This is a genomic window from Pseudacidobacterium ailaaui (assembly GCF_000688455.1).
GTDB classification, from domain to species: domain Bacteria; phylum Acidobacteriota; class Terriglobia; order Terriglobales; family Acidobacteriaceae; genus Pseudacidobacterium; species Pseudacidobacterium ailaaui.
Genome location: NZ_JIAL01000001.1, coordinates 375845 through 400420 on the forward strand (window position 1 = coordinate 375845; position 24576 = coordinate 400420).

At 56.4% G+C, this 24576-nt stretch carries 23 protein-coding genes and 3 pseudogenes; 3 read left to right on the top strand and 23 right to left on the bottom strand.

Annotation, left to right across the window (positions count from 1 at the left end):
* Positions 1-5: 5 nt before the first annotated feature.
* From N655_RS16745 to N655_RS16775, 23 genes and pseudogenes are all read right to left on the bottom strand, one after another.
* Positions 6-1373 carry a type II and III secretion system protein family protein gene (locus N655_RS16745; protein WP_044933793.1) on the bottom strand — a complete coding sequence of 456 codons (1368 nt, stop codon included), beginning with the start codon at positions 1371-1373 and terminating at the stop codon, positions 6-8.
* A complete protein-coding gene (cpaB, locus tag N655_RS19615) occupies positions 1370-2245 on the bottom strand; it encodes a Flp pilus assembly protein CpaB (RefSeq protein ID WP_026441605.1) in 876 nt (291 codons plus the stop codon). Before cpaB ends, N655_RS16745 begins: the two co-directional genes overlap by 4 nt.
* Positions 2242-2787, bottom strand: coding sequence for an A24 family peptidase (locus tag N655_RS0101700; RefSeq protein WP_026441606.1), 546 nt, complete (start codon positions 2785-2787; stop codon positions 2242-2244). Before N655_RS0101700 ends, cpaB begins: the two co-directional genes overlap by 4 nt.
* Positions 2788-2902: 115 nt before the next feature.
* The gene (locus tag N655_RS20460; protein ID WP_026441607.1) at positions 2903-3085 is read right to left on the bottom strand and encodes a Flp family type IVb pilin; all 183 of its coding nucleotides are present in this window, start codon (positions 3083-3085) and stop codon (positions 2903-2905) included.
* A 312-nt stretch (positions 3086-3397) separates the two neighbouring features.
* Positions 3398-3760, bottom strand: coding sequence for a PIN domain-containing protein (locus tag N655_RS16755; RefSeq protein WP_049961190.1), 363 nt, complete (start codon positions 3758-3760; stop codon positions 3398-3400).
* Positions 3757-4002: a type II toxin-antitoxin system Phd/YefM family antitoxin gene (locus N655_RS0101720; RefSeq protein ID WP_026441520.1), complete on the bottom strand. Its 246-nt coding sequence runs from the start codon at positions 4000-4002 to the stop codon at positions 3757-3759. Before N655_RS0101720 ends, N655_RS16755 begins: the two co-directional genes overlap by 4 nt.
* 173 nt (positions 4003-4175) lie before the next feature.
* Positions 4176-4468: pseudogene (locus N655_RS0101725) on the bottom strand (transposase); the annotation flags it as partial.
* Between the two features lie 57 nt (positions 4469-4525).
* A pseudogene (ccsA, locus tag N655_RS16760) lies at positions 4526-5485 on the bottom strand (cytochrome c biogenesis protein CcsA); the annotation flags it as partial.
* 51 nt (positions 5486-5536) lie between these two features.
* On the bottom strand, positions 5537-6967 hold the full coding sequence (locus tag N655_RS0101735) for a NapC/NirT family cytochrome c (protein ID WP_026441609.1): 1431 nt from the start codon (positions 6965-6967) through the stop codon (positions 5537-5539).
* A gap of 8 nt (positions 6968-6975) precedes the next feature.
* Entirely contained in the window at positions 6976-7299 is a 324-nt protein-coding gene (locus tag N655_RS0101740; RefSeq protein ID WP_069955798.1) for a c-type cytochrome, read from the bottom strand.
* Positions 7300-7375: 76 nt separating this feature from the next.
* Positions 7376-7750, bottom strand: a pseudogene (locus N655_RS21145) (c-type cytochrome).
* Complete coding sequence (locus N655_RS0101755; RefSeq protein WP_026441612.1) at positions 7750-9990, bottom strand: hypothetical protein; 2241 nt, start codon at positions 9988-9990, stop codon at positions 7750-7752. Before N655_RS0101755 ends, N655_RS21145 begins: the two are co-directional and overlap by 1 nt.
* Before the next feature lie 13 nt (positions 9991-10003).
* Positions 10004-10951, bottom strand: a complete 948-nt coding sequence (locus N655_RS0101760; protein WP_026441613.1) for a DmsE family decaheme c-type cytochrome — start codon at positions 10949-10951, stop codon at positions 10004-10006.
* 283 nt (positions 10952-11234) lie between these two features.
* The gene (hypF, locus tag N655_RS16765) at positions 11235-13517 is read right to left on the bottom strand and encodes a carbamoyltransferase HypF (protein WP_044933796.1); all 2283 of its coding nucleotides are present in this window, start codon (positions 13515-13517) and stop codon (positions 11235-11237) included.
* Between the two features lies 1 nt (position 13518).
* A complete protein-coding gene (gene hypB / locus N655_RS0101770) occupies positions 13519-14199 on the bottom strand; it encodes a hydrogenase nickel incorporation protein HypB (protein WP_026441614.1) in 681 nt (226 codons plus the stop codon).
* Positions 14196-14543, bottom strand: a complete 348-nt coding sequence (locus N655_RS0101775) for a hydrogenase maturation nickel metallochaperone HypA/HybF (protein WP_026441615.1) — start codon at positions 14541-14543, stop codon at positions 14196-14198. The genes hypB and N655_RS0101775 overlap by 4 nt, the downstream gene beginning before the upstream one ends.
* A gap of 3 nt (positions 14544-14546) precedes the next feature.
* Positions 14547-15587, bottom strand: coding sequence for a hydrogenase expression/formation protein HypE (gene hypE / locus N655_RS0101780; protein WP_026441616.1), 1041 nt, complete (start codon positions 15585-15587; stop codon positions 14547-14549).
* A complete protein-coding gene (hypD, locus tag N655_RS0101785; RefSeq protein WP_026441617.1) occupies positions 15584-16687 on the bottom strand; it encodes a hydrogenase formation protein HypD in 1104 nt (367 codons plus the stop codon). Before hypD ends, hypE begins: the two co-directional genes overlap by 4 nt.
* A complete protein-coding gene (locus N655_RS0101790) occupies positions 16684-16926 on the bottom strand; it encodes a HypC/HybG/HupF family hydrogenase formation chaperone (RefSeq protein ID WP_238324429.1) in 243 nt (80 codons plus the stop codon). Before N655_RS0101790 ends, hypD begins: the two co-directional genes overlap by 4 nt.
* A gap of 5 nt (positions 16927-16931) precedes the next feature.
* Positions 16932-17498 (bottom strand): hydrogenase maturation protease, encoded by a 567-nt coding sequence (locus N655_RS16770; RefSeq protein ID WP_049961192.1) that lies wholly within the window; start codon positions 17496-17498, stop codon positions 16932-16934.
* Positions 17499-17526: 28 nt separating this feature from the next.
* Entirely contained in the window at positions 17527-19242 is a 1716-nt protein-coding gene (locus N655_RS0101800; RefSeq protein ID WP_026441619.1) for a nickel-dependent hydrogenase large subunit, read from the bottom strand.
* 239 nt (positions 19243-19481) lie between these two features.
* Positions 19482-19847: a DoxX family protein gene (locus N655_RS0101805; protein ID WP_026441620.1), complete on the bottom strand. Its 366-nt coding sequence runs from the start codon at positions 19845-19847 to the stop codon at positions 19482-19484.
* A 41-nt stretch (positions 19848-19888) separates the two neighbouring features.
* A complete protein-coding gene (locus N655_RS16775) occupies positions 19889-20737 on the bottom strand; it encodes a fatty acid desaturase (protein WP_202900304.1) in 849 nt (282 codons plus the stop codon).
* 365 nt (positions 20738-21102) lie between these two features.
* Here N655_RS16775 and N655_RS16780 point away from each other — a divergent pair, with 365 nt between their 5' ends.
* From N655_RS16780 to N655_RS16790, 3 genes are all read left to right on the top strand, one after another.
* Positions 21103-22236, top strand: a complete 1134-nt coding sequence (locus N655_RS16780; RefSeq protein WP_044933798.1) for a hydrogenase small subunit — start codon at positions 21103-21105, stop codon at positions 22234-22236.
* Positions 22237-22283: 47 nt separating this feature from the next.
* Entirely contained in the window at positions 22284-23081 is a 798-nt protein-coding gene (gene cybH, locus N655_RS16785) for a Ni/Fe-hydrogenase, b-type cytochrome subunit (RefSeq protein WP_081823515.1), read from the top strand.
* 409 nt (positions 23082-23490) lie between these two features.
* Complete coding sequence (locus N655_RS16790; RefSeq protein WP_044933800.1) at positions 23491-24552, top strand: IS110 family RNA-guided transposase; 1062 nt, start codon at positions 23491-23493, stop codon at positions 24550-24552.
* Positions 24553-24576 lie beyond the last annotated feature (24 nt).

A 24576-nucleotide genomic window follows, 5' to 3' on the forward strand; every position in this document is an offset into this window, starting at 1 on the left:
TGACCTCAATGCTTGGCTGCAATCGATTCATCAAACCTGTCTTTATCCAGGTAAGGGGAAGGCGGTCTTGGGACCTCCGGCGCCGCCCCTGGCATCTCTAGCGGATCGACCAGATTGGCAGTGACTACCACCACCAGATCGGTCGTTGATAATTGCACGCTTTTGGATTTGAATAGCAAACCAAGAATGGGGATATCGGCAATCCCAGGGATCTTGGACCACTCGTTGGTTACGCGGTGGTCGAGCAGCCCTGAGAGCATGAAGCTCTGCCCGTCGCGCAATTCGATGTCTGTGGATGCCTTACGGGCGTCAATGGCTGGAATCGTATAGCCGTCGATCTGGACTTCATTGGTGTAATCGAGCGCGCTGACCTCCGGCTCCACATGGAGTCGGATCGTTCCATCATCGAGAACCGTAGGCTCGAAGTTCAGCTGGACCCCATATGGCATGAATTGCACGGTAATGGTGGTTCCCGCGCCGCCAGATCCGGGCTGGACCATCGGGAAAGGAAACTCACCGCCCGAGAGAAAACTCGCCCGATGCCCAGAGAGCGCATTGATTGTCGGTTCGGCCAGGATTTGGAGGACGTTTTTCTGTTCCAGGTCCTGAAGTGTGGCACCGATATTGAGCCCCTGGTTGAACACCAGCATCTGTCCCACACTGGAAATCGTGGTCGTTGCTGTTCCTTGAGAGATTGTAGGCGGAGCAAAGGTCGTTGACTGCCCGGTGCCGGTCATCGCCACGTTCTTGCCGAGCGAGATCAGGTTCACACCCGCCTGCTGAAGTTTTGTGCGATCAATTTCCACGAATTTGACCGAAAGCCGGACCTCTCGGACATGCTGCGGCGTCACTCGCAGGGAGTTCAGGACCTTCTTACCATAGCCCGATGCGAGTTTTTCCACTGCGGCCAGTTCATCTTTTGAGAGAACATAGCCCGTCAAGACCACGCTGTCCTCTTTGGAGGAAACATGGATCCGGTCGAAAGGGAACTCGTTCTCGACGGCGCTCTGGAGCGGGGCAACATCCGCATCCACGCGCACGCTGTAGCTCGTGCTAGTACCGTTTTTGTCGACCAACACCAAGGCAGCCTGTCCCGGGCCTTTTCCACTAATGACGACCAGACTTGGGTTGACCACGTGCGCGGTCAGCACATCAGGATTGTCCACAAACACAGACACATACTGCGACGCACTCTGGTGCAAATTCAGGGACTGGCCAACGATCAGCTGGAATGCGTCTCCAGACTTACTGACCTCGATGGTATGGTTGGGAGCATCGTCTTTGACATCCTCCCATGCCCGAGTGGCAGGTTTCTGGGCCACCAGGGCTGAGGTCATACTTACCAGCGTACATATCGTGAGAAAGGTCTTCACTTCGGCCCTCCGGGTGTCATCGTCTCAGAGCTATCGGCCACGGGAAGATTGTTGCGAAAGAGCTGGGCGATGGTCTTGTCTCCCATCGTGGTCTGCACCACAACCCCCTCCGAACTAAAAGGAGGCACTGCTGCCAAATTCTGTCGTGAGCGCCTTCCCGGGGGCAAAGCTGGTTTGCTCAGTTCCTGCAGTCCAGCTTCCTCAACTTGGTTGTCGCTGCCATTGCGCAGCGCAAAGTACAGGGTCCCCTCTTGTTCGGCCACGGCAATGCGCCGGGCCTGGTCAAGGCTGACCAGGACAGTGACTACCGGAACGGTGGCTGGCTTGCCGGACGGGTCGGGATTGATCTGCTTGCCAGTAGACAGCACCAGGACGTTCTGCACAATGGCCTCACTTTTTACCTTCCCGCCGTCGTCCTTGATCGCGGCAAGGATGTCCACCCTTAGCCCGGGATACAGTAGCCCGCCCAGGTCATTCACTTCGTCCGTTTTGATTGCGATGGCCCGCATTCCCGGCGGAATTTTGTGTGGGAGCCCGAGCGCGGAATCCGGACCGGCGAGATAGCGGTCCGTAATGATCATGCCGTCGGAAACAGGGTAGGCCACAATGCGTCCCACCACCTTGTCTTTTTCATTTAACTCAAACGCGCCATGAACAGGTTGATCACTTGTCCAATTCACGGCGATCAGATCATTGGCATCAATACGGTTACCGCCAGCGATGTCCTTGGCGGCGGCCAGATATTGGAAACTGTGCCGACTATGAACATAAGCGTCATGGACCCGTTGATTATGCGCGTAGATCCCCCACACGATGGCCAGTGTCGCCAGCCCAGAACCTACAGTCGCAACTCCCAAATACTTCGCGTTCAAGCCTGCCCTCTTATGGTCAAAACAACGGTGAGGATGCAGCCAAGCGCAACCGCCACCCCGAAAGGCAGATGATGGGCCGTTGGATTGTCGATATTTAGTTCCGGATGCGGGGTCAGCGGCTGCTCGGCGGCATGACGAAGCAACACAAACGCATTACGAATAGCTGTTTTCAGATAGTGCTTGCGGATACTCACGGCGATGGCCAGGATGCCTGCGATCAGGATGGATGCGGCCAGAACCATCAGGAATTTTTGCGTGCCAGCAAACGCGCTGGTGGCCAACAGAAGCTTGATGTCACCCATGCCCATGCCGCGCCGCAGCGCTACTGGAAACATGATCAGTAAAATCAGTCCGCAGGCGATCAGTGCGTTCGCGGCTCCATGCCAGCCATCAAGAGTGCCGTGGAGGGCGATTCCAAGCACGATGCTGGGAAAGGTTAGGCAGTTCGGGACCCTTCGCGTACGAAGGTCACAGGCCCCGCCGATGACGCCGACCAGAGTGAATCCTGTTGCGTAGAGGAGCGGATGAGACAGACCGTGCATGTGAGGGATGCTAGCGGGAAAGCAGCCGGAACTGAATACACACTACAAAGAAAAATTCCAAGAAAAAAAGACCCCGAAGGCACTCTGCCTTCGGGGATCTGCATTCAGAAACTGCCTATAAGGTGGAAGTTACTGTACTGGCAGCATTATTCAGAGCGGTTCCAATTGCAGAGCCGAGCTGTTTCAACCCGGCCACCGAGGCCAGCCCAATCAGGGCCATGACCAGAGCATATTCGATCATATCGGCTCCGGATTGCTCATACACAAGAAGCCGAAAAAGAGATTTTAGGTCATCCATAGCGGTTCCTTTCTTCGAGCGAAAAACCCACTCGTGCGCCGAGACTATCGAAGATGGCGGCCAGGGACAAGACACACTGGAGAGAAAAACCTGCCCAGTCCTTCGATCCGGCGACTTCATGGCATCGCGAAATGGTGAAGACCGTGCTTCAAGAGTCCACGGGCTCCTCAATTATCCCCGAAAACTCCGCACTCACGCGCCGACCCAAGCCACTCCGATCCATCGTCGAGAACAACGATCGCTGGCCAGACGACAAACTGCCACTGCATGTGCTTCTTGTCGAAGCGAGTGGCATTCCATGCCAGGATACTATCATCGCCAGGTTTGAGAACATGTAAGGCCAGGAGCTTTTGGGGCAGCCGCGCAAACAATGACCGCATCCCAGATGCCTAATTGGTTGTTGACCGCAAGATCGGAAGCGGCCAGCATGATTTCAGCCGAGGTTTCAATCAGCGCAAACGCATTGCGCCAACTGAGGATTGCGGCTCGTGCATCGGCTGGCGGGCGGGCTGCTTTGCGAACCAATACATGGAAAAGTTCGCCGAGCGCCTGTACCGGCAATACCACGGAAGCCTGGGGCAATTTGCGCACAAGATCCACCGCCGCCCTCTTCATGGAGGTGCCGTTTACGCCTTCGGCATAGGCCAGAATGTTTGTGTCCAGTGCAACTCTCACCGTGCATCCTCATACAGTTCGTCCCGGGTCCAGCGGCCAATTTTTACCGCGGTCTGATGACGCAAACGGTCGAGAAGGGCCTTCCGCGCACCGGCTTCGATATTTCCAGGTTCGTCGGCAGGAGAGATTTTCGCTACGGGTCTTCCGTGACTGGTCACGATATAGCTACGCCCTTGCCGCACGCCGTGCAGTAGTTGAGAGAATCTGCGATTGGCATCTGCCGCCGAAACAGCCTTTTCCATGTCAACCTCCATAGTAGTGATATTCACTACTATACTTTATGCGGATTCGCTAGGCAAAGGCCCTGCTTCCGGCAGCAGGACGCCATTATTCTTGGGCCGTGTTCTCAGCGAGTGTAAGGCGATAAGAATTATGAATTGCAACTCTCGATTTCTGATCCGGTGCGCGGCAAGCCCCGCCGTTCAGGGCTTAGAAGTTTCCCGATGCGATGTCCTTGAGTACCAGTTTCTCCAGGCTTAACTCGCTCACCAGGCGCTTCAGCTTACCGTTTTCCTGCTCCAGTTCCTTCAGCCGCCGCGCCTGGTCCACCTTCATGCCGCCGTACTCTCTACGCCAGCGGTAGTAGGTCTGCTCCACGATTCCAGCATCCCTGCAAGCCTGCTCCGTCGCTTTCCCGTTCGCTACTGCCACTTCAATCTGCCGCAGCAGGTTCACCACCTGCTCCGGCGTATAACGCCTCCGTGCCATCTGTCCTCTCCTTGTCCAGTTCTCGCTGATTCACTGGTACATTTCAAGACCGGCACTCCAGGTGCCGATCGATGACTGGGCAAATGCATGCACGGAGCTGACCAGACCGGATCGGGTCAACAACGTGCCAAGGATAGAAAGCATGAACGTCGCGAAGATCAGCCACACATTCCAACTCTTCATCATCCCACGCTTCTCTTGCATCATGACCGAGTGCAGAAAGGCTGTGCCCGTAAGCCATGACATCAAGGAAGCGTTCTCGACCGGATCCCATCCCCAGTAGCCGCCCCATCCGAGTACGGCATACGCCCAATGCATGCCGAGGAAGATGCCACAAGTGAGAAACAGCCACGTCACCATGGTCCACCGGCGCGTAATGTGAATCCATCTATCACCGGGGTACCGCATCATCAAAGCGCCCAACGCAAAGGCAAATGGGACACTGAATCCGACGTAGCCCAGGTAGAGAAGCGGGGGGTGAATGACCATCTCCGGGTATTGGAGCAGTGGGTTCAGACCAAAGCCGTCCTGCGGGATCTGCCCGGCAACCAGCGAAAACGGAGGAGCTGCAAAATTCACCAAAAGCAAAAAGAAGACCTGAATGCCCGCAAGAATAGTCGAAGCGTAAGCGGTGAGCAGAACGTCCACCTTGTGGCGTACCCGGAGCACGAAACCGTAGGCAGCCAGCAACCAGGCCCACAGCAGAAGTGAACCCTCCTGTCCCGACCACAAAGCTGCGAACTTATACGATCCGGGCAAAGCCAGGTTGGAATGATGGAGGATGTAGGCGACCGAGAAATCGTTCGTAAATGCAGCCCAAACAAGGGCAAAGGCCGCAATGCTTACGGCAATAAACCCAGCGATTCCTGCCCGCCTCGCGGTCTCGGCAAGACGCTCCGGAGCGACGCGGCCACGTGTTCCTGTCGATAACTGGCGCAGAGCGATAGCGCCAACGCACAGATTATACGTCGCAAAGGCGAGCGCGAGCAGGAGTGCAAAGCTACCCAATGCCGGCATGACTCGAATACCTCTTCTTCCTTCCGGCGCACCATGTGATCGTTCCGGGAGTTACTGTATGCCCAGAGCAGCCAATTGTTTAGGATTCGTTTCATCGACGGCGACCAAATTATGGCAGACGGAACAATCGTTGGTGATACTCTTTCCGCTCTTGGCATTGTGGCTGCCATCGTGACAACGAAAGCATCCCGGATAGGCGTTGTGGCCGATGTTATTCGGATGAGTTCCCCAGGTAACCTTCATAAAGGGGAAGACATTTCGACCATAGATCGCTACGAGCGTCTTCGCGGCCTGATCGATCTGAGCACGCTGGCCGTTCCACACCGCCGGATACTGGGATCGATAGAAACCCTCGAGTCCGGCAGTGATCTTCGTCGCCGCATCTATCTGGGATGCATAGCTAGTTTTGAGAAGAGCAAGTCCCTGCTTATGCACGAAGGGCAAAGACGAATTTGGGATTCCCTCCGCCATGTCCTTGTTCAGCGCCTCTTCTGGCGTGTCAAAGGAATGAGCTGCTCGATTATGACAGTCGATGCAGTCCATTGTGTGCCATTGCCCCTTAGCTGGGCCTTTAGCGTCGGAAGACAGAAATTCCGTGATTGAACCATTGGCGTCTATTTTGCGGACCCACGGAATGGTCTGGTTATTTGAGTCAGCGGAGATATATTCGATGTGACCGAGGTGAGCTCCGTGAATTCCGCTGAGCTGACCGAACTGATTGCGCCCGCCCACATGCAATAGAACGATGGATTTTGTCACGGAGTTCTTCTCATCGTCGCCATAAGATGTCTCCACTAGGAGCTTGTCGCCAATATAGGCATTTGCATTGTGGCAATTCAGGCAGGTTGTTTGAGCAGGGGGCAGCTTATTGTCTGCCATGATCGGCCGAGGATAATCGTTCGCCATCACCATCAGAAGTTGTTTCGTTCCGTTGACCTTGGCGTGTACAAACCCCCGAATGCCTGCAGCGATATGGCATTCGGTGCAGGCGACGCCCGCATGAGAGGAAACCGGATAGGCGGCCCACTCCGGGGCCATCACGTGACATGCCTGGCCGCAGAAGTTCGGCGTATCCATGTAGGCAACGCCTCGATACGTCGCGGTGCCCACGATGACAAAATTGATGAAAGTGGCGATGACGACAAAGTCGATTCCATGCCGAAACACAGGATCGCGAAAATCAATCTCGGGAAAGATTGAAGGCACGTTCCCCGCCGCCTTCAGGCGGCTTCTCCTCCAGAGGATGCCGATGGGGATGAGAACCAGACCCAGGATGAAGAGCCCGGGCAGGATCAGGTCGAAGATGATACCCAAATAGGGATTATTGGAGCCGCCATGCCCAAAGAAGTCGACGACCCAGAAGCCGATCAGGATGAGGGCGGAGGCTGTGGTGAGCGCTCCGCCGATCAGGCTTACCCAATTGTTCCCATAGAAGAAAAACGGCCGCAGCCAATTCTTCCTGAATTGCTCGAGGTTAGCCATTGATTCCTCTATTGCTTCTGGAGTTTGCGGATGTAGGCAATCACATCCTTAATCTGGGCGTCGGTAAGCTTGCCCGAGTATGCCGGCATCTTTCCTTTTCCATTTTTCGTAGCGGCAATCAGATCGGCGTCAGAAGCCTTGATGAGATCCGGTGAATTGAAAGGCTGAGCCTTCATCGCCTTTCCAGCGGGAGTATTGCCGGAACCGTCCGTCCCATGGCACATCGCGCACTTCGCTTTGTAGGTATCCGGCCCCGAGGTTTGCGCAGTTGCTGTTGCAACTGCAGCCACCGCCGCGAGCACCATAGCAGCTAGTCTGATTGGGTTCATCATTATCCGATCTCCTTAGTTGACTTCGTTGTGCTTCACTGCCGGGAACTCACTCTGAATCCTGAGTACATCCTGCGAGCTACTGCTTCTGTAAAGTTCGGATATAAGCGATCACATCCTTGGTTTCTTGATCCGAGAGTTTGCTGGAATAGGCTGACATCTTTCCTTTTCCATTTTTCGTATCCGCGACAAAGTCGGCGTCGGACATTTAGCGCATCTCTGGCGAGTTGAACGAGGGGGTCTTGGTAGCCTTCCCCGCTGCGGTATTCCCAGCACCATCGGCGCCATGGCACATGCTGCACTTGGCTTTATAGGTGCTCGATCCGGAATTCTGCGCGCCCGTCCCGAGTAGCGAAAAGAGCAGGAGAATTGCCAGAGCCACCGATCTCTTTGCATGCTTCACTGCTCCAACTCCTCCTTTCATGAACTGTTCGGCAACTTTCCTTGCTGCCATCAAAACTCGTAATGCATGCTTATCGTGTAGAGATTGCCTCGGAAAGCGCGCGGCAGCGTGGGCCCGACAGGACCGCCTTCACCATATCCGTAGTAGTTCCATTCGGCTTTCCATATCCAACCCGGGTGTAATGTCCAAGCGACATTGGCATAGGGAGATTGGTATTCGGACTGCAGCGAGCCCGGAACCTGCCGAGGATTGAGGGTGTCCGTGTTGCCGCTCACGGCACTCATGCGATAGCCGACAGCGGAGCGGAACTGTTTGACGGGCGCAAGCGTGATCCCGATCGCCCCGTACTGCGTGGGAGCATCGTAGTAGCCATTGCCAAGATATGTGTTGGTGCCGCACCCCGTTCCCACGGGCACGGGCACTGCATCTGTTGGCGCGGGTGTTGCCGCATAACACAGGTTTGTCCTGGAGAAGATGTCCATGTAACCGTAGCTGAGCTCCAGCCCATAGTGCTCGCTAGGCATGAGAGAAGCGCCCAGACTTACGATTCGGCTATGGTCCAGATGATTGACATACTGGACATTGTTTCGCCGTTCCAGATCGTTGAAAGCTCCCGAGATAGTGGCCCAGTCCTTCGGCTTGTATGTTGCGCGGAAGTTATAGCGCTGCAATGCCCGCGGACTGATTTGTGTATATGTGCGGTTAGCATAGGACGCCTCTATGCTTCCGTTGATTCTCCATTGGCTGGTCGGACGCAGTGCGAGTCCCAATATGCCGCCATTCTCATGGATCCCGAGCGTATACGCAGTTCCGTTCGGAAGCGCATCGGTCACCGCGGTGGAGGAGCGGGCAATGTCGCGAGAGCGGTAACGATATCCGAGGGAGATGGTAGCGCGGGACGACGCCAGCCAAGCCGCAGTCAACGTGTTGGTCTCCGTCTTTTGGCCGAGGAAAGCATTGGCGGTAGTCACGGCGGGCGCTTGCGGAGCGCCAGGAGCTGTCAACATAGAGCTCCCGGACTGATCCACCTCAGAAAGATAGTTGAAAGCGGGCTGGCGAAAATCCCAGAAATCATACTGGTCAGAAAGGCTGAGCTTCTTCGCGACCTGCCACACGATCCCGTAGTCCGCCGAGACATTCACGCGTTTGGCTGTCGAATATCCCGTCGTGGTGGCGGCTCGCAGTTTGGTTCTGGTTTCAATGCCGTTGAAGTATTCGTTATAGTCGGGCAGATTCATGTTTGCTCCGGTATAGCGAACGCGGCCGTTCATCTGCACGTTCTTGATGTTGGAGCTCTGGAAGCGGAACTCCTCTGTGGGAAAGAGAGTGCGAGTCGGCTCATAACGGGAGTACTGGAGATAGCCGTTGCAGGTCGCGTTGGCAGTCGGTGGACTCGTCGAGCTGCTCACAATCGCCGCGCCCGTGCAGCTTGGAACAGAGGTATTGTCGAAGCCGATGGTGACTGGGGCGCCGTTCGCGAGCTGCATATTCAAGCCGCTCAACTGCCAGCTGGTATTGCCTTTGTAGTGCGTCACATACTCTTCATAGGTAATCATGGTCTTCGAGAAAGGCTTCCAATCGACCGCCCCTAGCCAGCTATCGGTGCTGTTGCGCCAGTTCTGAAGCAGGAGTGCTTCGGTTCCCATGTGGAGCGAACTGCCTGTCGGCCCCTGCATGATGTTCTGCGAATAGCCGACGCGGAGACTGACCTTCGAGATCGGGAATAAGGTCAGGTTCGTGTCGGTCATTCGGCGGACGGTATTGAAAAGGTGCGGGGAACTCTGTACTTGCGGAAAGGTGTAGCCGTTCGAGGTGATTCCATTCGGTATCAGCGGATTATCGAACAGGTTGTAATCAAAGTACTGTCGATCGCGCCGGAACATCCCCTGAAAATCGTAGAGCTTCCCCTTGGACATGCGCAGCATTGTGAAATTATCCGGGTCGCCGCCGTAGCCGGCGCTATTCGCCATGAGGCTATCGAAAAAGGGATATTTGATTTTTCCAACCGCGTGCATCTCCAAGGCCTGGCTTAAAATCCGAGGGCCGCTCTGCAGATTGACGAGCGTGTCATACATTGGGCCACTTCCCGAGTAATCAACGATACGGCCACCCAGATCGATCGATTGATGAATTGCATACCCGTCCTTCACCGTCCCCGTTGTATCCTGCGCTGCACTTCTGGGCGTCATGGTCAATACAAAGAGCGCAACCCCCACACCTGCGAGCAGGCGCAGGATGACGGTGCGCGGAGGGAACTCATCAGGTATCCAATACGGACAAATAAGCGTCATTGCCTCTGTCCTCTCACTTGAAGAATTGCGGACTAGCATTCGAGCCGTGGATCTGCGTGTGGCAGTTCGTGCAGGCCACATATTGCGCCGCCTGGTTATGAACAGGTCCGGTCGGTGACACGGCGTGCGGGAAGCTGCCCATATTCGTCTCCGAATGGCACTGCAGACAGAGCGTATTGATGTTGCTGACGTTGAGCAGGCGCGCGTTCGGTGAGCCGTGTGGCGAGTGGCAGCTGGTGCATCCATCTGTCTTGATTACGGGATGTTCGTAGACAAATGGTCCCGCTGTTTCCGTGTGACATTTGGTACAAACCGCGTTCTGATCCGCAGTCGATTTCAACTGCTTGTCTTGAAAAGTACCGTGAGGGTCATGGCAGTCGCTGCAAGTCATCAGCCCTTCATCAACCTTGTGGTGGAAGGGTTGGGCGAACGCCGGCTTCACGTCGGTGTGGCAGCTATAGCAAAGCGTCGGTTGCGACACCTTCAGCAGGCTGACTTCCGCCTTGAAGCTGTGAATGCTATGGCAACTGGTGCAACTCAGGCCAGCTTCGCCGTGAGGAGAACGCTCGAAGTCGGGGTGCGCGCCCGCGTGGCAACCCAGGCAGGTTGCATCGATCTGCTTCGGTGAGGCCTTACTGAAGCGAAAGATCTTCGTGACGTCCCCACCGCCATCCACATGGGCCTTGCCTGGTCCATGGCAGCTCTCGCAGGTCGCGCCTTTGCCGTCATGCATCAGGGCAAGACGGGAATGTGGATTGCTGGCAAAGCTCTTCGCGACATCTGCATGGCAGGTCATACAGGTGTCGGAACCGACGTATTCGGAGGCCGAGCCCCCCGGCGTCGCGGTGCTTTGAGCGGCGCTCCCCTGCTGTCCGCCTTTACCCGCGGCCTTCACCGGACCGGTCTCCCAGATCCCGGTCAGCGATGCAATCAGTGCCACACACAAGAGCACACGTTTCATTCAGGTCCCCCGGCGGGAAGGGTTCCCACAGCATTTTGGTTCGGTAAATAGGCCATGGCGGCTGAATAGTTTACTCAGTCCCCAGGAGCATAGAACGACCGATCGCAATTTGGCTGTGATGGGTATCACAGAAGATGAGCTATTTCGTCTGTGTGAAATGGGTGGTGTCGATGCGATCTGAGTTGGTCCCAATTATTAGATTCAGGCAAATTTCCTGAACTCGGTGGTGCCTCTCGCAAGGAGACCGCCCTGAGGCGTGCTCGAGTCACATTGCGGGTGTGCTTTATGGATGATTGCCCCGGTTCTCAGAATGAGCCGCAATTACCGCCTGCCCCAGACTCAAGCCACCGTCGCCGCACGGCACCTGAGACTGTGTGTACACCAGGAAACCGTTGCTTTTGAGCGAACGAACGAGACCATTAGCAAGGTGTTCATTAAGAAAGCAGCCGCCACTGAGACATACGGTCTTGATGCCCGATTCCTGAGAGATTGCCTGAACGAGGTTCGCAAGGGAGCTGACCAGCCCCTGGTGAAACCGCCGACTGATGACTTCCGGCGAAATATTTCTCTTGAGATCATCGACGATCTGCTCGAAGAGCGGACCTGTCTCAATCTCCAGACATTCTCCTCTTTTGACCGGAAGATGATATTCGTCGTCGCCCGTACCGTCCTTCCAACAGAACTCCAGTTCGATGGCCGCCTGAGCCTCGAAACTCACCGTTGTGCGCAGGCCAATCAAGGCCGCAACAGCATCGAACAGTCGGCCGCAACTGGAGGTAAGCGGAGACCGAACCCTCTGCTCCGCCATGTGTCGGACGATTTCCACCTGGCTCGACGGGATCGCCTTGAGATGGCGGAGGCCCTCTGCCAGACATCCTTCGCCAGCGTGGCTAAGATAGGCGACTGCCATACGCCACGGCTCACGTATGGCCTGGACTCCTCCCGGCATGGCGGTGTATTCGAGGTGAGCAACTCTTCGGAAGCCTCCAAAATCCGCGATCATGACCTCTCCACCCCAGGCCGCGCCATCGCTCCCATACCCTGTTCCGTCCAGAACTACAGCGATCACCGGAGCTGACAAATGATTCTCGGCCATGCAACTGGCGGCATGCGCATGGTGGTGCTGGACGGCAACGGTTGGAACGTCCTTTTGCCCCAAAGCCCACTGTGTCGAGAGGTAACCTGGATGAAGGTCGTGCGCGATGACTGTAGGCTCCAATCCCAGAATGCCCTCGAGGTGCGTAATTGATTCCTCAAAGAACTTGTAGGCTGCAAGGTTTTCGAGGTCGCCTATATGCTGTCCGAGAAACGCACGTTTGCCTTTAATGAGGCAGATTGAATTCTTCAGCTCGCCGCCCACGGCAAGCACGGAACTACATTCGCGTTCGAGAATGAGCGGCACGGGGACGAACCCGCGGGAACGGCGCAGTATTTGCATGCTCCCTGCCGCAGTACGGACCACCGAATCGTCGCAGCGCAACAGGATGTCCCGGTTATGAACAAGGAAGAAGTCGGCTATGCCGCGCAATCGTTCCACAGCCTCATCATTGTCAATACAGAGCGGCTCCTCGCTCAGGTTGGCGCTCGTCATGACCAGGGCCGTAAAATTGCCTCCCGAAAACAGCAGATGTTGGACCGGCGTATACGGAAGGAATATCCCGAGATGTGGATTTCCCGGTGCGATTGCGACGGGAAGGCGCGATCCTTGTCTTGCACGCAGGATGACGATGGGATGCTCCGGGGACTCGAGAATCTCACGCTCCTGCTCGCCGACAAAACAAAACTCTTCCGCTTGGCGCGTGTCTGCAACCATGACTGCAAACGGCTTCTCAAACCGCCGCTTCCGCCTCCGCAATTCCTCGACCGCCGTAGGGTTTGTCGCATCTACCGAGAGATGAAATCCGCCCAAGCCCTTCACCGCAACAACAGAACCCGCCCTCAGAAATTCGATCAGTTGACCGACCGGATCTCCGATCACCAGATCCCCCTCCCGATCCAGCAGCGTGAGCCGGGGTCCACATTCCCAGCAGGAATTCGGTTGAGCATGGAACCGCCGGCTTAGCGGATCGCCATACTCCTGCTCGCAGGCGCGGCACATCGGAAATGACGCCATCGACGTGTTGGACCGGTCATAGGGAATGCGCCGCAAGATCGTGAATCGGGGTCCGCAGTTAGTGCAATTGATGAATGGATAACCGTAGCGGCGATCGGCTGGATCGAGCAGTTCGTGCAGGCAGTCGGAGCACGTAGCAATATCAGGTGCGATCAGCGCGTCAGTAGGTTCTCCGGACGCGCTGCGCAGGATCTCAAATGTCGCGTCTGGCTGGCATGGCACTTCTTCTACGGAAAGCGCGGCGATTCTGGCCAAAGGGGGTGCTTCCGATTTTAGGTCCTCAAGGAACTGACCAAGCGCGGCATCCGGACCCTGGACTTCAATGGCTGCACCGGAAGCGGTGTTCCTCACGTATCCGCTGAGCCCGTATCGATGGGCCACGCGATAGACATGGGGCCGGAACCCGACGCCTTGCACGATTCCGGAAACCACAATACGTCTTCGCGACTGCATACTACGCCCGCGCGACACAAGTACGCTGCAGCAGTGCCTTGCGGCGGTTCGACAACCAGACTCTCCATCCTTCCAGCCCCTCTCCCGTAGTGCAGGACACCTCCAGGATTTCAATGCCAGGATGAACAAGCCGGGCATTGCTCTTCGCCTGATCGAGGTTGAACGGAACATGCGGCAGCAGGTCGGTTTTGGTCAGGACCAGAAGCTCCGATTTTGCGAAGATCGAGGGATATTTCAAGGGCTTGTCTTCGCCTTCGGTCACGCTGAGCAGGACGATCTTCGCCTCCTCTCCCAGGTCATAACTCGATGGACAAACCAGATTGCCGACGTTCTCGACGATGAGCAGGTCGATGTCATCGAGTTGCCAGCGCTCAAGGGCGCGCTCAATCATCCGGCCATCAAGGTGACAGACGCCGCCGGTCGTGATCTGCTGCACCGGAAAACCGTAGCGAGCGAGGCGCTTCGCATCGTTCTCCGTCTGCAAATCGCCCGTCAACACGGCGATCCTTTCCTGCGGGCTGAAGCCCGCAAGCGTCCGTTCCAGCAAGGTGGTCTTACCCGAGCCGGGCGAACTGATGAGATTGAGGCATAGGATGCCGCGTTCTTCAAACCGCTCCCGCAGGGAGGCGGCGATGCGCTGATTTTCGTTCAGCACTTTCTTTTCCACGGGAATCACGGTCATGGTTCCTCCACTTCGACGTACGCCAAATCCAACTCGTTCCCTCCGATAAGGGCGGTGTCTTTTGCCTCACAGACGGGACAGGGACTGCTATAGATCTCGGACTCGAACTCGTGACCACACTGAAGACATCGATCCCGACGCGAACAGTACTCAATTTCAAAACCAACCTCATCCAGATCCGTTCCCTGCGTAAGGGCCGTGAAGGCAAAGCTCAGCGCGTCACGGTCTACGCCTGAGAGTGCGCCCACACGAATACCTACTTTGATCAGCTTCGAACCCGCACACCGGGCCGCCTCAGCCTGACTGGCTTCGATGATCGAGTTGGCGATGCCGATCTCGTGCATAATTCAGCAAATCCTCGGCAGAGGATCATTCGCGAGCATGTCCACTATCCGGACGGCTCCCAGTGCAGTCCGCATGGTGAGCAACCCTGGGTTTGCGCTTGTAACTTTGCCCACGATGCTTGCACCCTGTCCCAGCGGATGGCCCGCCATGGTAGCCAGCAGGGTTGCAGCATCTTCGGGAGCGCTGACGATAAGCAACTTCCCTTCATTCGCGATGTAGAGCGGATCGAGTCCGAGAAGCTCACAGGCTCCGCGCACTTCCGGGCGCACAGGAATCGCGGCCTCCTCAAGCTGAATGCCCACATTGGACGCCTGGGCGATTTCGTTCAGGGCGCTCGCCACTCCTCCGCGCGTAGGGTCCCTCATGCAACGTATTTTGGCTCCCGTTGCCAGCAAGTCGGCGATCAGAAGATGCAAAGGGGCCGTATCGCTGACAATTTCGGATTCAAAGGAAAGCCCTTCGCGTTCCGCAAGAATAGCGATACCGTGATCACCGACCGGACCGCTGAGCAGAACGGCATCACCGGATCTGGCCTGATCTGCCGACAGACATAAGCCGGTTTGCACAATCCCAATCCCAGCCGTATTGATAAACATCCCATCGCAGCTTCCTTTCTCGACAACCTTCGTATCACCCGTAACAATCTGCACGCCGGATTCTCGGGCGGCTTCTTTCATTGAAGCGATGATTTTCCGCAAATTCTCTATGGGAAACCCTTCTTCGAGGATGAACGCGGCGCTCAGGAAAAGCGGCGTAGCCCCGCCCACTGCGAGATCGTTTACCGTTCCATGCACCGCGAGAGAGCCTATGTTTCCACCACGGAAGAAGAGCGGCTTCACAACGTAGGAGTCTGTTGAGAAAGCAAGCCTCGCGCCTCCAATCTCCAACAATGCCTGGTCATCCATTTTGCTGAGAATAGGATTGGCGAAGGCCGGAAGGACCGTGCTGCGAAAGAGGTCGGCCGAAAGTTTGCCGCCGCTGCCGTGACCAAGCAAGATGGTCTCTGTGTCGAAGATGGGAACAGGACAGATGAGCGGATTCATTGGATCGTCACCAAATCGTGCCTGCGATACTGGTAATAGGCCGAACAGGCGCCTTCAGACGATACCATCGGGGCGCCGAGAGGGCTTTCCGGAGTGCATGCCGTTCCGAACGCTGAGCAATCGGTCGGCTTCTTCAACCCTTTCAGTATCTCTGCGCTGATACAAACCGAGGGAGCTTCCGATATCGGTACTGTCAGGTCGAATACTTTATCGGCGTCCCAGGCGGCAAACTTGCTGCGCAGCCGCAGACCGCTTTGCGGGATCTCTCCCAGTCCCCGCCAGGACTGGTCAGCTACCTCAAAGACCTCTCCCAAAATGCGCTGCGCCTCGGGATTGCCACGGGCGCTGACAGAACGGGTGTATTCGTTGGCAAACTCAGCCCGTCCCTCTTCCAACATGGATACCACAGTATGGATAGCCTGCAACAAATCGACGGGCTCAAATCCCCCTACGACGATCGGTACGCGGAACTCCTGGACCAAGTCTTCATAATCCTTGCAGCCTACGACCGTACAAACATGTCCCGGTGCAATAAAACCCTGAACTCGATTATCTGGAGAAGCGGTCAGAGCTCGGATTGCAGGAGGAACGAGAACGTGGGAAGCAAGTAGATAGAAATTATCCAGCCCCTCCCGATACGCCTGATAGACGGCCATAGCATTCGCTGGAGCGGTGGTCTCAAACCCTACTGCGAGAAAGACCACTTTTCGCTCCGGATAGAGCCGTGCGACCCGCAGCGCATCGAGCGGCGAGTACACCATGCGGACGTCCGCGCCACGTGCTTTAGCCGAGAGAAGGTCCGTCTTTGTGCCCGGGACGCGCAGCATATCTCCATACGAGACCAGGATCACGTCTTTGCGCAACGCCAACTCAATCGCGCGGTCCAGAATACTGGCAGGAGTAACGCACACCGGGCATCCGGGGCCATGCACCAGCTGAATGCCCGCCGGAAGCAGTTCGTCGAGGCCGTACCGCATGATCGTATGAGTCTGTCCGCCACAGATCTCCATCAATATCCATGGCCGCGTCGCCTTGCGTTCAATTTCTCTCAGTAGACGCTTCGCCAATCCGCCATCACGATATTCATCGAGATATTTCATAAACGCTCTCCTGCTGTCTCAGGCTCACCGCCAGGCAATTCGCCCTCGAGCATTCCCATCTGTTGCAGCGCCCGATAGGTCAGTTCTGCCTCTTCGGCGTCAATCCGACTAATGGCGAAACCCACATGCACCAAAACGTAATCGCCGAGAACCACCTCCGGAAGGAAGTCGAGAGAGACCGGTTGGGTCACGCCGCCGAACTGCACGCGTCCGATGCGAAGGGAGTTTTCGGTTCCCACTGAGATCACTTTTCCGGGGATTGCGAGACACATGCGCCATATCTCCTTTGTCGAACGACCAGATCTGGAAAGGGATGGAAGCTCAGGCCTGTGGGATCGCGCACCCATTCTTCGATCTGCCGCAGCGCAGCTTCGATCAGTCCTTTCTGCGACGCTTCGACAGCGGGAGTGAGGGCCGTCCCCCAATCCGACGATTCCGGCTGGCTGCCGAGCAGAACAACCTCCATGCTTGGCGCGTCCATCAGTCGCAGCACGTTGATCAGGTCGGAAAGTCCAAGCAGATGAACGCTCTTCGACGTTGGAAGATGCATGAGTTCCTGGCCCGCAAAACGAGTCAATGTGCCCGGGACTGCTCCGGTATCCACCGCGTCCAACACCAACAAGTGCGAGACGCCATAGAGCGCATGCACGAGATCAAGTCCGAGGGTTCCACCTTCGATCGTCTCAATCCCCGAAGGAAATCGGACATGCTCTGCCAGTTTCCGCAAGGTGAGCATCCCGACTGCATCGTCGGTGCGCATCAGGTTACCCAGCCCGAGGACGCGGATCTTGATGGTTTCGGCTCCACTCATAAACCGCCTTTACCTTCCAAAACAGTTTCTAGAACACCAGGGCCTCGCTGAGGTGTGCGTTGCCTTTGGCCTCAAGGACATGTACGGCGCAGGCCATGCAGGGATCGAAAGAATGCACGGTCCGCAAAACTTCCAGTGGCCTTTCCGGATCAACCATCGGCGTTCCCTGGAGCGCAGCCTCGTAGGCTCCGCGCTGTCCCTTTGCGTCACGAGGGCCAGCGTTCCAAGTCGAAGGAACGACCGCCTGGTAATTCACGATCTTCTTGTCCTCGATCTCGACCCAATGCCCCAACGAGCCGCGCGGAGCTTCATGAAGGCCGAACCCTTGGCAGGACCTCGGCCAGGTGTCAGGGTTCCATTTTTCTCCGTTATGAATGCGAAGATTTCCGTGTGCCATGTTGTCGTCCAACTGGGCCACCCAACCGGAGAGCTGGCTCACCATGATCTCCGCCTCCAGAGCTCGCGCAGCGATGCGTCCCATGGTCGAACAAAGGGCGGACGGCGGGAGGCTGAGCTTCCCGAGCACATCGTCGACAATCTTTTTTACCTGCTCATTGCCTGAGGCATAGGCGATGAGCGTCCGGGCGAGAGGTCCCACCTCCATTGGGGTGTCATCGTACCTTGGAGACTTCACCCACGAGTACTTCTCGTCCGTTTTCAGGAAGTCATAGGGCGGTTTTGGTCCCGAGTACTTCGGGTTCGTCTCACCTTGGGAAGGATGTTTCGCGACCTGATCTCCTTCGGCGTAGTTGTACCAGGAGTGTGTGACATATTCCGACACGTGGCTCGGATCGAGCGGATGCACAGTCGAAAGATCGCGCCCGAGAACAATCCCACGCGGAAACATAAAGCCTGCCGGGTCCTTGATGTTTCCATTGGTGTAGTCTCCATACGCCATATAGTTCCCGAGACCCTGGCCGTGTTGGAACCAGTCCTTGTAGAAGCCCGCGATGGCCAGAACATCCGGCATATACACCTGGCGCACGAACGACTGCGCATTCGCGACCAGTTGATTGAGTAAAGTGATGCGCTCCGGATTGATCACTGCATCCGGTTCATTCCCATCCATGGCGGTTGCCATACCGCCCACCAGATAGCTTTGCGGGTGTGGATTCTTTCCGCCCAGGACCGCTTGCACGCGAATGAATTCACGCTGGACATCCAGGGCCTCGATGTAGTGCGCGACCGCGAGGAGGTTTACCTCTGGCGGAAGCTTATAGGCCGGATGGCCCCAGTAGCCGCTGCTGAAGAGGCTCAACTGCCCGCTCGAAACAAGCGCCTTTACCCTGTCCTGTATACCTCTAAAATAGCTTGTGCTCGATTTTGGCCAATCGGAGATGGATTGCGCAAGTTGCGACGTTTTTGCCGGATCAGCCTTCAGGGCGAGAGTTACGTCAACCCAATCAAGCGCATGGAGATGATAGAAGTGAATAATATGGTCCTGGACATTCTGGGTCCCGGCGATGATGTTGCGGACGAGAGTTGCGTTTTCCGGCACTTCAATCCCCAACGCATCTTCGACAGCCCTCACCGATGCCAGAGCATGGACAGTAGTACAGACCCCGCAGATGCGTTGCGCCCATATCCAGGCCTCACGAGGATCGCGCCCGCGCAGGATCTGTTCGATTCCGCGGAACATGGTCCCGGAACTCCAGGCATCGGATACAGTATTGCCTTCGACTTCAACCTCGATGCGAAGATGTCCTTCTATCCGCGTTACAGGATCAATCACAACACGTGCCATCTATATCTCCTTCACAGGTCTTGCTGTTTTGCCAAGAACCCTCCACGCCATCCTCGATAGCACCTTGAGGCGCTCTGCTCCGCCTCGCCACCAAACTGAAAACTTGCCGCCAAATTACGCTCCCTAGAATCCTACGCCCGAAAAGGCCATCTGTATGTGACACCCATCACAGTCGGTGCATTTGGGCGCTGCCTCCCATTTGTGAAGTACTGCATCTATTAACAGCTGATGCCGCTCGCTCACAAGAGCAGCAGTATCGCGGCCCCGGCAAGCGACAGAGCCTTCAACATGTGCGCGAACTCGCTGAGCCGCATATAAGAATCCGTCTCGTTCCAGAACCGGTGGAGGAAGAATGGAGCCGGGAATATGATGCCGAAGAGCAAAGCCGATCCGATCCATCCGTGCCAGTCGAAGAGAACGAAACCACCTCCGCCAACCATCATCACGACCGTCAAGAGCGTGGCCGCCCGCGGGAGCGGCACTCCCTTTCGTTTGAGCAACAAGGAGTGCTCGCGGAAGTTGATGAGATGGCTCATTCCCATCGCGATGAAGTAACTGACAAATAGAACTCGTCCTAGCAGCAACAGAGGGAATGGCAGATGCATCGTTGAGGCTCCATGTTCAAGGAAATGTCCGTATTGTTCCTTCAAAAGACGATCTTGCTCCTGAGATCCGGCGCGACCCGGTCGATACGGCGCGAGAGCTCCGGGAGGTGACAGGTCGGGACGCGCGGAAAAAGGTGATGTTCAATGTGAAGGAACATATTGAATGTGATCCGATTCTTGATTCGGTTATGAAGAGTTCGCGCAAGGTAGTGTGTCCGGTCGCAGTGGTGGTGGACGGTCCACACCGCGAAGAAAGCAGTCATGCATTGGCCAACCAGCATGGCGGCTAGGTGGTATCGGAGTACGCTGCTATGCAAGAACCCGAGAACCATCGCAATCCAGACCGCGCTCATCAGGAGTTCGCCGAGAATGGTCATGCGCAGTTTCCGATTCCCATGTCGCAGAGCCGTGACGTGCAGAAGAACGGGAAAGAAAGGTCCAAACAGCAACGCCTGCCACGCCGGCATCTCCGCACTGCGCCCTTCTACGTCCCCCTCGCCCAGCTTGAGCTTATGGTGGCGCAGGTGATTGAACTGAACCGCGTGCATTGATCCCAACATCACAAAGCTCATGATCCAGAGGACAATGTCGGTACTCCTGCGCGACATCCCAAGCGCGGTGTGAAAGGCGTTGTGGACGACTCGCAGCCCCGTAAGGAAAAAGAAAAACGAGAAACCAAGTGCCAGCACGTAATGGCCGTACCCAGCCATTACCAGCGATGCGGCAAGCCATGCAGCGGGCAATAGTGGTTCCGCGAGAACTTCGCTCGGATGCACAGGCACCAGGTCGCGCCATTCGACCGACCGAAGCCTCGGGTCGTGAAAAACGGCCGGCCTTGCATCGGGAACAGTTTGAGTTGGCGGCATTGCCGCGCCCATCTCGGGAGCCATCTGTGTTCCTTCGTGATTCGGAATTAAGAACTCGTTTGTATCTATAACAATGAAATTTGTTTTATCTGTGTGATGGCTATCACAGCGTTCGGACCGATCTCAGGGGAATAATGGCTGCCAAGCCAGAACGCTCTTCGGTGCTCCGCACCTCACCTTGCAGGAAACGCGGTGCTACCCGAGGCGCGACATCAATGTCCGAAGTGAGAATTCTCTGTTTTAACGTAAGTGCCAAAAGCTTGAGGGGCGTGTGAGTTGGAACGTGGACCGAAGCGCCACGCACTTCATCTTGAAGAGGCTCGATTGAATACCGATCTTTGCGTCGATCGACCGATCCATGAAGTATCTCGAAGCAACGTGGAGAATCTATGACAGACGAATTGCCCGAAATTGACCTGAGATCGGCGCTGGAGGCTCATGGGATCTCCCGGCGCCAGTTCGTGAAATTTTGCAGCACGATGGTGGCAACCCTGGCGCTCCCTCCTCGCTACCTTGGGGCAGTCGTAAAGGCTCTGGACAAGACCACGCGCCCGGTTCTGGTTTGGCTTGAATTTCAAGATTGCGCCGGCAATTCCGAATCCATGCTCCGATCCGGGCATCCCACGGTCGGCGATTTCGTGTTGGAGCTTCTCTCCTGGGAATACCACGAGCTCATTATGGCGGGAGCCGGCAAACAAGCCGAAGATGCGCTCGAACGGGTGATGCGCGAGCATAAGGGCGAATATATTGTCGTCGTCGAGGGAGCAATCCCGACGGCTGACGACGGGGTCTACTGCACGATTGGTGGTAAGACAGCCCACGACATTGCCAGGCGCGTCTGCGCAAATGCCGCTGTCAACATCGCGGTCGGTGCATGCGCATGGGATGGCGGCCTGGTTCGGTCGAATCCGAATCCGACCGGCGCGGTTGGATTGCAGGAGGCGGTACCCGGGCTTAAGAACCTGGTAAATCTGGGCGGCTGCCCTCACAATCCAGCCAACACCGCCGCAGTTCTAGTCCACTATCTAACCTTCCGTGAATTGCCCGCACTTGACCAGTACAACCGGCCATTGTTCGCGTACGGCAACATCATCCACGACCAATGTGAGCGTCGCGCCCATTACGATGCGGGACGGTACGTCGAAGAGTGGGGCGACGAAGGGAGCCGCAAGGGCTGGTGCCTTTACAAGATGGGATGCAAAGGGCCCGAAGCCACCTATAACTGTCCGACGGTTCGTTGGAATGAGGCAACCAGTTGGCCCGTCAAGTCTGGACACGGCTGTATCGCCTGCGCGTCGCCCCGTTTCTGGGACACGAAATCGCCTTTCTATGACCGCTTGCCGAAGGTGCCGGGCTTTGGCGTCGACGTGAAGGCATCCGACATTGGATGGGTAGCGACGGGTGCAGTGGGTGTAGCCATGGTAGCCCAGGTCGTAGGCAACATTGTGCGAGACAACATTAGACCCAAGCACCTGCCCCCGGAAGAACCACCATCTGATTCTGCCGGGGCACCGCAGGCGTGAGGATCGATCGCCCGTTCGGTTAGAGAGCAGCATCAACGGAGATAGCGATGAAGAAAACACAACGGCAGGTGGGACCTAACGCCGCCTGGAAGAACCCAGCTCCCGGGCAGGTACGAGTGTATGTCTGGGAGTGGCCGGTGCGCATCAGCCACTGGATCATCGTGATTACGATCATCTCTCTCTCAATTACGGGCTACTATATGCACGCTCCCTACGTCGCCGCGGGTGGCAGAACCGCGTACGTCATGGGCACGATGCGTTTTGTGCATCTGGTCTCAGCATTCGCATTTCTCATCGCGGTTCTGATACGGATGTATTGGTTCCTTTTCGCGAACCGCTGGGCGCACTGGAACCAGTACATCCCCACCACAAAGAAGCGACTTGCCAACCTGATTGCCGTCGGCAAGTATTACGCATTCATGGCGTGGTCTCCGGTTCGTTATATCGGACACAATCCTATGGCGGGCGCCGCTTACGCTGTGGTCTATGCGATGGCGATCGTCGAAATTCTCACAGGCTTTGTGCTCTACTCTCAAATCCTCGGCAGCAGGACTCTGAGCTTCTTTTTCGGTTGGGTTCCGCGCTTGATCGACATCCAGTGGATTCGAGAGATCCATTTCCTGATTATGTTCGGGTTCTGGATGTTCTTCATCCACCACATCTATACGGCGATTCTTGTTTCGGTCGAGGAGGAGAACGGCTTGATGGACAGCATTTTCAGCGGATATAAATTCGTTCCTCAACAGGAACTGCTGAGAGATCCAGCGGTGGAAGAGCTGGAACCGAACCTCGAGACCGCGCCGGTTCGCTCAGCCGAGGAAGAACGCTCTCATAGTACCGTTTGATCGGCACGGCCGGCAGACGCGTTGCTGTGCTTGGGCTACCATACGAAGATACGCGCGCCTTCCTCTGCGGAGCCGAAGCGTCCGCCCAGAGTTGAGTCAAGATGACATGAGAAGCCAGCGCCTGGATCGCTGTGACACGCCGAGATTCTTGTCGCCAACAGAGACGTAGAAAGGACTCGGATCATGGCTTCTTATGTCAGTGCCGCCGCAGGCGCCGCGTGAGCGGTCGGAGCGAAGCGCAGAGCCTTGACGGGTTCCGACCGACTCTGCCATAACGCCGCATGAAGCGGGGGCACTTGAACGAAGAAGAAACTTGGGCCACTTCCTCATTGCTGAACGCGTATACGCACGTGAAGAGAGACAAAACGTAAGCTGCACTTATCGCGCTGTTGCGCACAGGAGGTTCGACATGGATAGAGTGATAGGAATCGATCTCGGAGACAAGAAGAGCCATTACTGCGTATTGGGTAAGGGCGGGGTTGTCGTCGAGGAAGGAACAGTAGTGAGCACGCCAGCCGCATTCAACAAGCACTTCGGGGTGCTGACATCATCTCTGATTGCCATGGAAGTGGGAGTGCATTCCCGCTGGGCCAGCCGTGTACTGCGGGAACTCGGTCACGAGGTAGTCGTAGCAAATCCGGTGCGGCTGAAACTGATTCACAAGAGCAGCAGAAAGAGTGATCGGGCAGATGCGTGCGCACTGGCGCGTCTGGTGAGGGTCGATCCCGAGTTACTCGGTCCGGTTGAGCATCGCAGCGACGAAGACCAGAGTATGTTGGCGGTTTTGCGGGTACGAGATTTGCTGGTGCGGACGCGGACGAGACTGATTAACTGTGCACGCGGCCTGGTGAAGCCCACCGGAACCAGATTGCCGAGTTGTTCTCCGGTGAGCTTCGCCAATCATGCACGGTCGGCGGTTCCGCCGGAGCTGCGGCTGGCGCTCGATCCGCTTCTCGATCAGATTCAAAGCCTGACGAATCTGATCAAGCGCTACGACCGTAAGATTGCCAGAATCGCGAAGACGGGTTATCCGGCAACCAAGCATCTGGAGCAGATTCGAGGCGTGGGGCCGCTGACCGCGCTCGGTTTTGTACTAACCATTGGGCGCAGCAGTCGCATGGCGCGCAGCCGCAATGCGGGAGCATATTTTGGACTTCGACCTCGGTGTTACCAATCAGGGGAAAGCAATCCGCAATTGGGGATCAGCAAAGAGGGAGATGGATTCATGCGACGCATACTGGTGCAGTCCGCACAGTACATCCTGGGTCCGTTCGGTCCGGACACGGATCTGCGGCGATGGGGCGAACGCCTGATCGCCCGTGGCGGCCGGGGAGCAAGAAGTCGTGCGGTTGTGGCTGTGGCCCGCAAGCTTGCCGTTCTCCTACATCACTTGTGGGTCACCGGCGAGGTCTACGATCCGCTGCATAACAACACGAACGGGCAACACCTTCTGGAGCCGGTCTCGGCATAACGAACTGTCTGTCTCTACGGTGTG